This window comes from Raoultella sp. (assembly GCF_039594335.1).
Lineage (GTDB): Bacteria > Pseudomonadota > Gammaproteobacteria > Enterobacterales > Enterobacteriaceae > Klebsiella.
In genome coordinates this window covers 1-8,194 of record NZ_JBCNNS010000159.1, presented here as the reverse complement: position 1 = coordinate 8,194, position 8,194 = coordinate 1, and the positions used below count along the sequence as shown (strand labels likewise).

General features: G+C 58.4%; 6 protein-coding genes. 4 read left to right on the top strand and 2 right to left on the bottom strand.

All coding sequences use genetic code 11. The features are described 5' to 3' along the window. Positions 1-100 precede the first annotated feature (100 nt). On the bottom strand, positions 101-2,089 hold the full coding sequence (gene mnmC, locus ACZAHD_RS19765) for a bifunctional tRNA (5-methylaminomethyl-2-thiouridine)(34)-methyltransferase MnmC2/FAD-dependent 5-carboxymethylaminomethyl-2-thiouridine(34) oxidoreductase MnmC1 (protein ID WP_462458279.1): 1,989 nt from the start codon (positions 2,087-2,089) through the stop codon (positions 101-103). 158 nt (positions 2,090-2,247) lie between these two features. Between mnmC and fabB the strand changes: the two genes are divergently transcribed. Both fabB and ACZAHD_RS19755 read left to right on the top strand, forming a co-directional pair. Beyond that, positions 2,248-3,465 carry a beta-ketoacyl-ACP synthase I gene (gene fabB, locus ACZAHD_RS19760; protein WP_462458278.1) on the top strand — a complete coding sequence of 406 codons (1,218 nt, stop codon included), beginning with the start codon at positions 2,248-2,250 and terminating at the stop codon, positions 3,463-3,465. 215 nt (positions 3,466-3,680) lie between these two features. Further along, complete coding sequence (locus ACZAHD_RS19755) at positions 3,681-4,856, top strand: arabinose transporter (protein ID WP_462458277.1); 1,176 nt, start codon at positions 3,681-3,683, stop codon at positions 4,854-4,856. Positions 4,857-5,083: 227 nt separating this feature from the next. On the opposite strand, the gene flk is transcribed toward ACZAHD_RS19755, so the two are convergent. Continuing rightward, a complete protein-coding gene (gene flk / locus ACZAHD_RS19750) occupies positions 5,084-6,058 on the bottom strand; it encodes a flagella biosynthesis regulator Flk (protein WP_462458276.1) in 975 nt (324 codons plus the stop codon). Positions 6,059-6,166: 108 nt separating this feature from the next. Between flk and pdxB the strand changes: the two genes are divergently transcribed. Further along, positions 6,167-7,303, top strand: a complete 1,137-nt coding sequence (gene pdxB, locus ACZAHD_RS19745) for a 4-phosphoerythronate dehydrogenase PdxB (RefSeq protein WP_462458275.1) — start codon at positions 6,167-6,169, stop codon at positions 7,301-7,303. Between the two features lie 62 nt (positions 7,304-7,365). Further along, positions 7,366-8,194, top strand: an 829-nt coding sequence (locus ACZAHD_RS19740; protein ID WP_462458274.1) for an aspartate-semialdehyde dehydrogenase, incomplete at its 3' end; no start/stop codon positions are given.

Genomic DNA, 8,194 nt, shown 5'->3' with positions numbered 1-8,194 from the left:
AGCGCCGGACCTGAAAACCCGGCCGGGCAGCGCGACGCCGGGTATCACCCTGATGTCGCGCTGCTGTGGTCTTAACCGAACGCACTCACCGCCGTTCGGCTTATTTCACCGCTTTTCCCTTCAGCAGCTTCCGCACCCATAATCGATTCGGATTCAGCGCCGCCAGGGTCTCTCTGTCCAGAGGCAGCGGTTCGTGGCTCATTTGTGCTGCCAGTATTTCCGCCGTCAACGGGGAGGAGCATAGCCCGCGCGAACCCAGTGCGCCCAGTACGAACAGATTGCGATAAACCGGGGCCGTCGGCGCCAGCGCTTTGTCTTCGGCCAGCGTCGCGTACTGCGCTAACGTGGCGTCATAATCCGGTACATTTCCCACCATCGGTAAGTGATCGCGGGTGGCGCAACGCACGCCGCAGCGGGCGTCATTTCCACTGGTATCCACGTCCTGCGCCCATGTGGCCTGTGGGAAGCAGTCGATCAGCCGTTGGCGGTTTTGCTGTTGATCATCGGCGCTAAAGGTCGCCTCCGTCTGCCCACGATGGTAGCTGGCGCCGATACAGTGCTGCTGATAACGAGGGTTCTGTGGCGTCAGGTAGCCGTCATAGCACAATACCTGGCGCAGAGCTGACAGCGCTGGTGTGGTCGGAATATGGCTCACCTGTCCACCCACCGGATACACCGGCAGCCGCGCAGTCTGAGGAAAATCAGTCAGATGATGGCCGTTTGCCAGCACGACCACTTCATGGCGCAACTGCTCATTGAGCTGCCAGCTGTCATGGTCAGCCGCCAGCGTTGTGACTTTAACGTTATATCGGGTGCGCAGTCCCCGTGTTGCCGCCAGCGCCAAAAGTTCTGCCGTCAGCTGCTGCGGATAGAGCCAACCCCCGGAGGGATAGGTGATTCCACCACAGCCGGTTTCCACGCCGGCGATCTGCGCGACGGTTTGCGCGTTGACGGCAGCGGCAATCTCTTCCGGCAGGTCGAGGGCCAGCATCTGCGCGATTTTCTGTTCGCTCTTCTGATCCCAGGCAAGCTGGGTGACGCCGCACCACTGATGATCGAACATGACCGGCAGGGCGTCATACAGACGCCGAGCGAAGGTAAATGCCGCCGGAAAGAAGCGGGCCAGCGCCGGATCGTGCTGGCTAAGCAGGGGGTAGATCGCTCCCTGGCGGTTACCGGATGCTCCTTCAGCTGGTGCGTTATCAGCGCAATATAAGGTGACTTGCCAGCCGCGGCGGAGCAGTGCGAGCGCGAGCAGGGCGCTGGCTATACCGCCGCCGATAATCGCCGCATCGCGTTGCTGGCTGCCGGTTCGCGCAAACCAGGGCGTGCGGGCGTGAATATTCAGCGTGCGGGCCATTTCCCCGATCAGCATTTCGCGTTTGCGGCCGAAACCTTTGCGTTTCTGCATGGTAAAACCCGCTTCCTGCAGGCCGCGACGGACAAAACCGGCGGAGGTAAAGGTGGCCAGCGTGCCGCCCTGCCTGGCCAGGCGGGCCATTGCCCTGAACAGCTCCGGCGTCCACATATCCGGATTTTTCGCCGGCGCGAAACCATCAAGAAACCAGGCGTCAACCTGCTGATTCAGCGAGTCATCAAGTTCGAGGGTCAGCGTATTGATATCCCCGAACCACAAATCCAACGTGATGCGTCCGTCGTCCAGCAGTAAGCGATGGCAGCCAGCGATCGCCTGCGGCCACTGCGCCTGCAACTGTTCTGCCCACGGCGCCAGTTCCGGCCAGTGCTGATGAGCCCGTCGCAGATCGGCGGAGGTCAACGGAAATTTTTCAAAACTGATGAAATGTAATCTTTGCAGGGTAGCTTCAGGATTATCACGGCGAAAAACATCAAACGCCTGCCAAAGTGTCAGGAAGTTGAGACCGGTGCCGAACCCGCTCTCGGCGACGACAAACAGCGGGTGTGGGTGGACCGGGAAGCGTGCATTGAGGCAGTTGCCGCCGAGGAAAACGTAGCGTGTTTCTTCCAGACCATTGTCGTTGGAAAAGTACACATCATCGAAATCTCGGGAAACAGGTGTACCCTCAGCGTTGAATTCCAGGTTGGCAGGTTGTATGGCGTTTTGTTTCACGTAAGTTACTCGAATCTCAAGGCGTAGAACGATCTTAACGATGTGTGCCTGGGGGCGCAAATTTATACACAAAATGGCTGATCGGACTTGTTCGGCGTACAAGTGTACGCTATTGTGCGACACGAAACTTAAAATAGTGTGACTTACAGAGGTATTGAATGAAACGTGCAGTGATTACTGGCCTGGGCATCGTTTCCAGCATCGGTAACAACCAGCAGGAAGTCCTGGCATCTCTGCGTGAAGGGCGCTCGGGGATCACTTTCTCTCAAGAATTCAAAGATTCTGGTATGCGCAGCCACGTGTGGGGTAACGTTAAACTGGACACCACCGGTCTTATCGATCGCAAAGTGGTGCGTTTCATGAACGACGCTTCTGTCTATGCTTATCTCTCTATGCAGCAGGCTGTTGCCGACGCCGGACTGAAAGAAGAAGTTTATCAAAACAACCCTCGCGTGGGCCTGATTGCGGGTTCCGGCGGTTCTTCCAAATCTCAGGTGTTTGGCGCAGATGCGATGCGCAGCCCGCGCGGCCTGAAAGCAGTCGGTCCTTACGTTGTGACCAAAGCGATGGGTTCTGCGGTATCCGCTTGCCTCGCCACTCCGTTCAAAATCCACGGTGTGAACTATTCTATCAGCTCCGCTTGTGCGACTTCAGCACACTGTATCGGCAGCGCGGTTGAACAAATTCAGCTTGGCAAACAGGACATCGTTTTTGCGGGCGGCGGCGAAGAGCTGTGCTGGGAAATGGCCTGTGAATTCGACGCCATGGGCGCACTCTCCACCAAATACAACGAAACGCCGGATAAAGCGTCCCGGACTTATGACACGCATCGCGACGGTTTTGTTATCGCCGGCGGTGGCGGTATGGTGGTGGTTGAAGAGCTGGAGCATGCTCTGGCGCGTGGTGCACACATTTATGCAGAAGTGGTCGGCTACGGTGCAACTTCTGACGGCGCGGACATGGTTGCTCCGTCTGGTGAAGGCGCAGTGCGTTGCATGAAACAGGCGATGGCCGGTTTAGATACGCCTGTCGACTACCTGAACTCCCACGGGACCTCGACGCCGGTCGGCGACGTGAAAGAACTGGGTGCGATTCGCGAAGTCTTCGGCGACCACAGCCCGGCTATCTCCGCGACCAAAGCGATGACCGGTCACTCCCTGGGCGCCGCGGGCGTACAGGAAGCGATCTACTCTCTGCTGATGCTGGAACATGGCTTTATTGCGCCGAGCATTAACATCGAAGAGATGGATGAGCAGGCGGCTGGCCTGAACATCATCACCAAACCGACCGAGCAAGCGCTGACGACCGTGATGTCCAACAGCTTCGGTTTCGGTGGCACCAACGCCACGCTGGTGATGCGTAAACTCCCAGCATAATCGGCTGGTTCTTCAACCGAGATGTTCAAAGGGAGCCTGCGGGCTCCTTTTTTGCCGTCTTGACAGAGCCGGACCTCTACAGGCAAACTGCGGCAAAACATTATCACCCCGATAATGCGTAAGCGTTTAACGTCATCCAACGCGCCTTAACCCTGATAATCAGGTGGAGGGGGCGTGGCTACTACCTCGCCTTACTCTGCGAACTGGAGTAAAGCATGTCCGCAGCGACTGAAACAACACATACCTCTTCAGCGAATATTCCATTATTTCGTATTACCTTTGCCGTTTTTCTGACCTACATGACTGTAGGCCTGCCGCTACCCGTGATCCCGCTTTTTCTCCACAATGAGCTGGGCTTCGGTAACACGATGGTGGGCCTTGCGGTGGGCATTCAGTTTCTGGCAACGGTGCTGACCCGGGGCTACGCCGGCCGTCTGGCCGATCAGTATGGCGCCAAACGCTCGGTGCTGCAGGGTATGCTAGCCTGCGCATTAGCCGGGGCGGCGTGGCTGCTGGCCGCGTTACTGCCGGTTTCCGTGCTGGCGAAATTTGCGCTGCTGGTGCTTGGGCGCTTGATCCTTGGATTTGGTGAAAGCCAGCTGTTGACCGGAAATCTGAGCTGGGGACTGGGGCTGGTTGGTCCTGCGCGTTCAGGCAAGGTCATGTCCTGGAACGGGATGGCGATGTACGGCTCATTGGCGGTGGGGGCGCCGCTGGGGCTGATGATCTACTCGTACTTTGGCGTTGCGGTTCTCGCCAGCGTCACGATGGGACTACCGCTGCTGGCGCTGGCAATCAACGGTACGGTCAGTAAAGTTCCGGCACACGGGGGCGAACGGCCCGCGTTATGGAGCGTCGTCGGTATGATCTGGCGCCCAGGCATCGGCCTGGGGCTGCAAGGGGTGGGATTTGCCGTGATTGGCACCTTCGTTTCACTCTATTTCGCCAGCCGCGGTTGGGCGATGGCTGGCTTCACGCTGACCGCGTTCGGCAGCGCCTTTGTGTTGATGCGTATTATCTTTGGCTGGATGCCGGACCGCTTCGGCGGCATAAAGGTGGCGATGGCGTCGCTGCTGATCGAGGCCATTGGCCTGACGCTGCTGTGGTTGGCGCCGGGAGCCTGGGTTGCCCTGGCCGGGGCGGCGTTGACCGGCTGCGGCTGCTCGCTCATCTTCCCGTCTCTCGGTGTTGAAGTCGTCAAACGCGTACCGGCTCAGGTGCGGGGGACCGCGCTCGGCGGCTATGCGGCCTTTCAGGATATTTCATACGGTGTCACCGGTCCGCTTGCCGGGCTGCTCGCCACGTCGCTGGGCTACTCTTCTGTCTTTCTGGCGGGGGCAATATGCGCGGTTCTGGGCATTCTCATGACGCTGTTTTCCCTGCGTAAATAACCCGATTCCCGGTCTTCGGCGAGGGAAGCCGGGGTTTTCCGCGTTCAAACATGTTGGTGTCGATAACAACCGGTCACAGCACTGGATAACAAGGATGAATATATGCCGGGCGCGCAGACCGAGGAGGAGCATTGCCTTATAGAGGCTCAAACACCCGTATCGTGCGGGCGTTTGAGTCTAAAGATTACCGTCAGCGATAAGCCGGTCTGGTGGCGAGTAACGCGGAATTAGATCACCAGCCAAAGCAGGACGAGTAGCAGCATCAGCGCCAGAACAATTACTCCCGGCCTTTTGAGTCGCCTGGCGAGCGGAGAGGATTCCGGTGGCAGCGTGGGAATGGCCAGCGTTTCCTGCGCCCGGGCGACACGAAGTACAAAGACCTTATTCAGTAGCGTCAGAATCTGCGTTGCGCTCAATGCCGTTTGCGGCGTGACGTGCCAGTTATGCTCGGCAAAGTCGACGATCTTTTGCCACTCCTGATTTTCCAGCGGCTGTTTAAGCGCCGCTTGCAGGGAGGTCAGCGTCGGGGCTGACTGCGCGCTCAGCGTCTGCCGCGCATGTAGCCAGTAAGAAAGGGGGGTGAAGTGGGTCGCCGGAATCAGCTCACCGGTTTTCACACCGCATAACTCCAGCATTGAGTGCCAGATAAGTTTCCCGGGTTCGCCGGTTGCGGCGGCAAGGCGGCTTACCTGCTGGTTAAGCGTATTGTGCTCCGCGGGCAACAGCGGGCGTAAAGTCGGTTGGCGCTGCTGCGGCTGAGGGATAGACAGCTGGCCGTTTTGCAGGAGTTGCAGCACATTTTGCAACTGCGCCTGCGTCAGCGCGTGCAGCGTCGTTTGCCCATAATGCTGGCGGATATAATCGCTCACTGCCTGACGGTTGTTTCCCTGACTCAGCAACTCGCTTAACTGCGCCAGAATCTGGCGCTGATGGTGTTTTTGCTGCGCCACGCTTAAGCGTTGATTCAGGTTGTTTTCGGCGGCGCTAAAGTGGCACGCCAGCAGCGGCGCATCGCCTTTGAGCCCCAGATCGTGCTTGATTCCCGCCCACACTTCCGCGCTCTGTTGCGAGGTCAACGCCACCAGGCGTGTAATCAATCGCTCAAGAACGGTACGTTGTTGCATGGTCAGCGCGGGCTCTCCGGCGACGGAAGCGCCGGTCCCCGGGGGACGATCGGACATACCTGAAACGGGTTGTGTCATATTAATCCTTTCCGTATTGCTGTACAGAGGCCCGGTGATGATGTTCCTGGCGGCGAGATTATGGCACACTTCCCCGGTTTACTCTCGTTCTCAGACAGGTACTGAACCGTGAAAATCCTCGTTGATGAAAATATGCCCTATGCCCGCGAGCTTTTTAGTCGCCTGGGCGAAGTCGAGGCGGTCCCCGGCCGTCCCGTCCCCGTCGACGCGCTGACCGGCGCCGATGCGTTGATGGTTCGTTCGGTCACAAAAGTCAATGAAGCGCTGCTCGCTGGCAAGGCAATTAAATTTGTTGGCACTGCGACAGCCGGTACCGACCATGTCGATCGGGCGTGGCTGCAGCAGGCCGGAATTGGATTCTCTGCCGCCCCTGGATGTAACGCGATTGCAGTGGTGGAATATGTTTTCTCGGCGCTGCTGATGCTGGCTGAGCGCGACGGTTTCGCGCTGACCGATCGTACCGTCGGGATCGTCGGCGTCGGCAACGTCGGTGGGCGCCTGCAAAAACGTCTGGAAGCGCTAGGGATCAAAACGCTGTTGTGCGATCCGCCGCGTGCCGATCGGGGAGACGAAGGTGACTTCCGTACGCTGGATGAGCTGGTAGAGGAAGCGGACGTTCTGACGTTCCATACTCCTTTGTATAAAGAAGGCCGCTACAAAACCTTGCATCTGGCGGATGAGGCGCTGATTCGCCGTCTGAAACCGGGAAGCATACTGATCAACGCCTGTCGCGGACCGGTAGTGGATAACGGTGCGCTGCTGGCCTGCCTGCAAAGTGGGCAAGCGTTGAGCGTGGTACTTGATGTTTGGGAACCTGAGCCGGATTTGAACCTGGCGTTGCTGGATCGCGTAGATATTGGCACCGCGCACATTGCGGGCTACACCCTCGAAGGGAAAGCGCGCGGGACGACGCAGGTTTTTGAAGCCTACAGTGCCTTTATTGGTCACCCACAGCAGGTGGCGCTGGATACGCTGCTGCCTGCCCCGGAGTTTGGCCGCATTACCCTGCACGGCGCGCTCGATCAGCCAACGCTGAAACGATTGGTGCATTTGGTGTATGATGTGCGCCGCGATGATGCGCCGCTGCGAAAAGTTGCCGGCGTGCCGGGTGAATTTGACAAGCTGCGCAAAAATTATCAGGAACGCCGTGAATGGTCATCACTGTACGTGCAGTGCAGCGATCTGCAGGCGGCGACGCTGTTGCGGCAGCTCGGTTTTAATGCCGTACATCACCCCATTCGTTAATGTCTTCTTAATGACCCTGTTGGATACTCCGGCAGGGTCGCTTTTCTCTGGAGTAAACCACCATGTCTGAAGGCTGGAATATTGCCGTACTGGGCGCAACGGGCGCCGTCGGCGAAGCCCTGCTCGACACCCTTGCTGAACGTCAGTTCCCGGTGGGTGATATCTATGCGCTGGCGCGCAATGAGAGCGCGGGAGAGCACCTGCGTTTTAGCGGTAAGTCGGTGATCGTGCAGGATGCTGCCGTATTTGACTGGACCCAGGTTCAATTGGCCTTTTTTGCCGCTGGCGTTGAGGCGAGCGCGGCCTATGTTGACGATGCGACCAATGCCGGTTGTCTGGTTATCGATCTCAGCGGTCTGTTCGCGCTGGAGCCGGACGTACCCCTGGTGGTGCCGGAAGTGAACCCGTTTGTGCTTGCCGATTACCGCAATCGCAACGTCATCGCCGTCCCCAACAGCCTCACCAGCCAGTTGCTGACGGCGCTGAAACCGCTGATCGATGAAGGCGGCCTGTCGCGTATCAGCGTAACCAGCCTGATCTCCGCTTCCGCACACGGTAAAAAAGCCGTTGATGCGCTGGCAGGGCAGAGCGCGAAGCTGCTCAACGGTATACCCATCGATGATGAAGATTTCTTTGGCCGTCAGTTGGCGTTTAACATGCTGCCGTTGCTGCCGGACCGTGAAGGTAGCGTGCGCGAAGAGCGCCGTATTGTCGATGAAGTGCGCAAGGTCCTCCAGGATGAAGGTTTGATGGTTTCAGCCAGAATCGTGCAGTCGCCAGTATTCTACGGTCATGCGCAGATGGTGAACTTCGAAGCGATGCGTCCGCTGGCGGCAGAAGAGGCCCGCGATGCCTTTGCTCGCGGCGAAGATATTGAGCTGTCCGCCGAGC

Coding starts and splice junctions, on each gene's coding strand:
- fabB (WP_462458278.1), top strand. CDS start 2,248: ATGAAACGTGCAGTGATTACTGGCCTGGGCATCGTTTCCAGCATCGGT.
- ACZAHD_RS19755 (WP_462458277.1), top strand. CDS start 3,681: ATGTCCGCAGCGACTGAAACAACACATACCTCTTCAGCGAATATTCCA.
- flk (WP_462458276.1), bottom strand. CDS start 6,058: ATGACACAACCCGTTTCAGGTATGTCCGATCGTCCCCCGGGGACCGGC.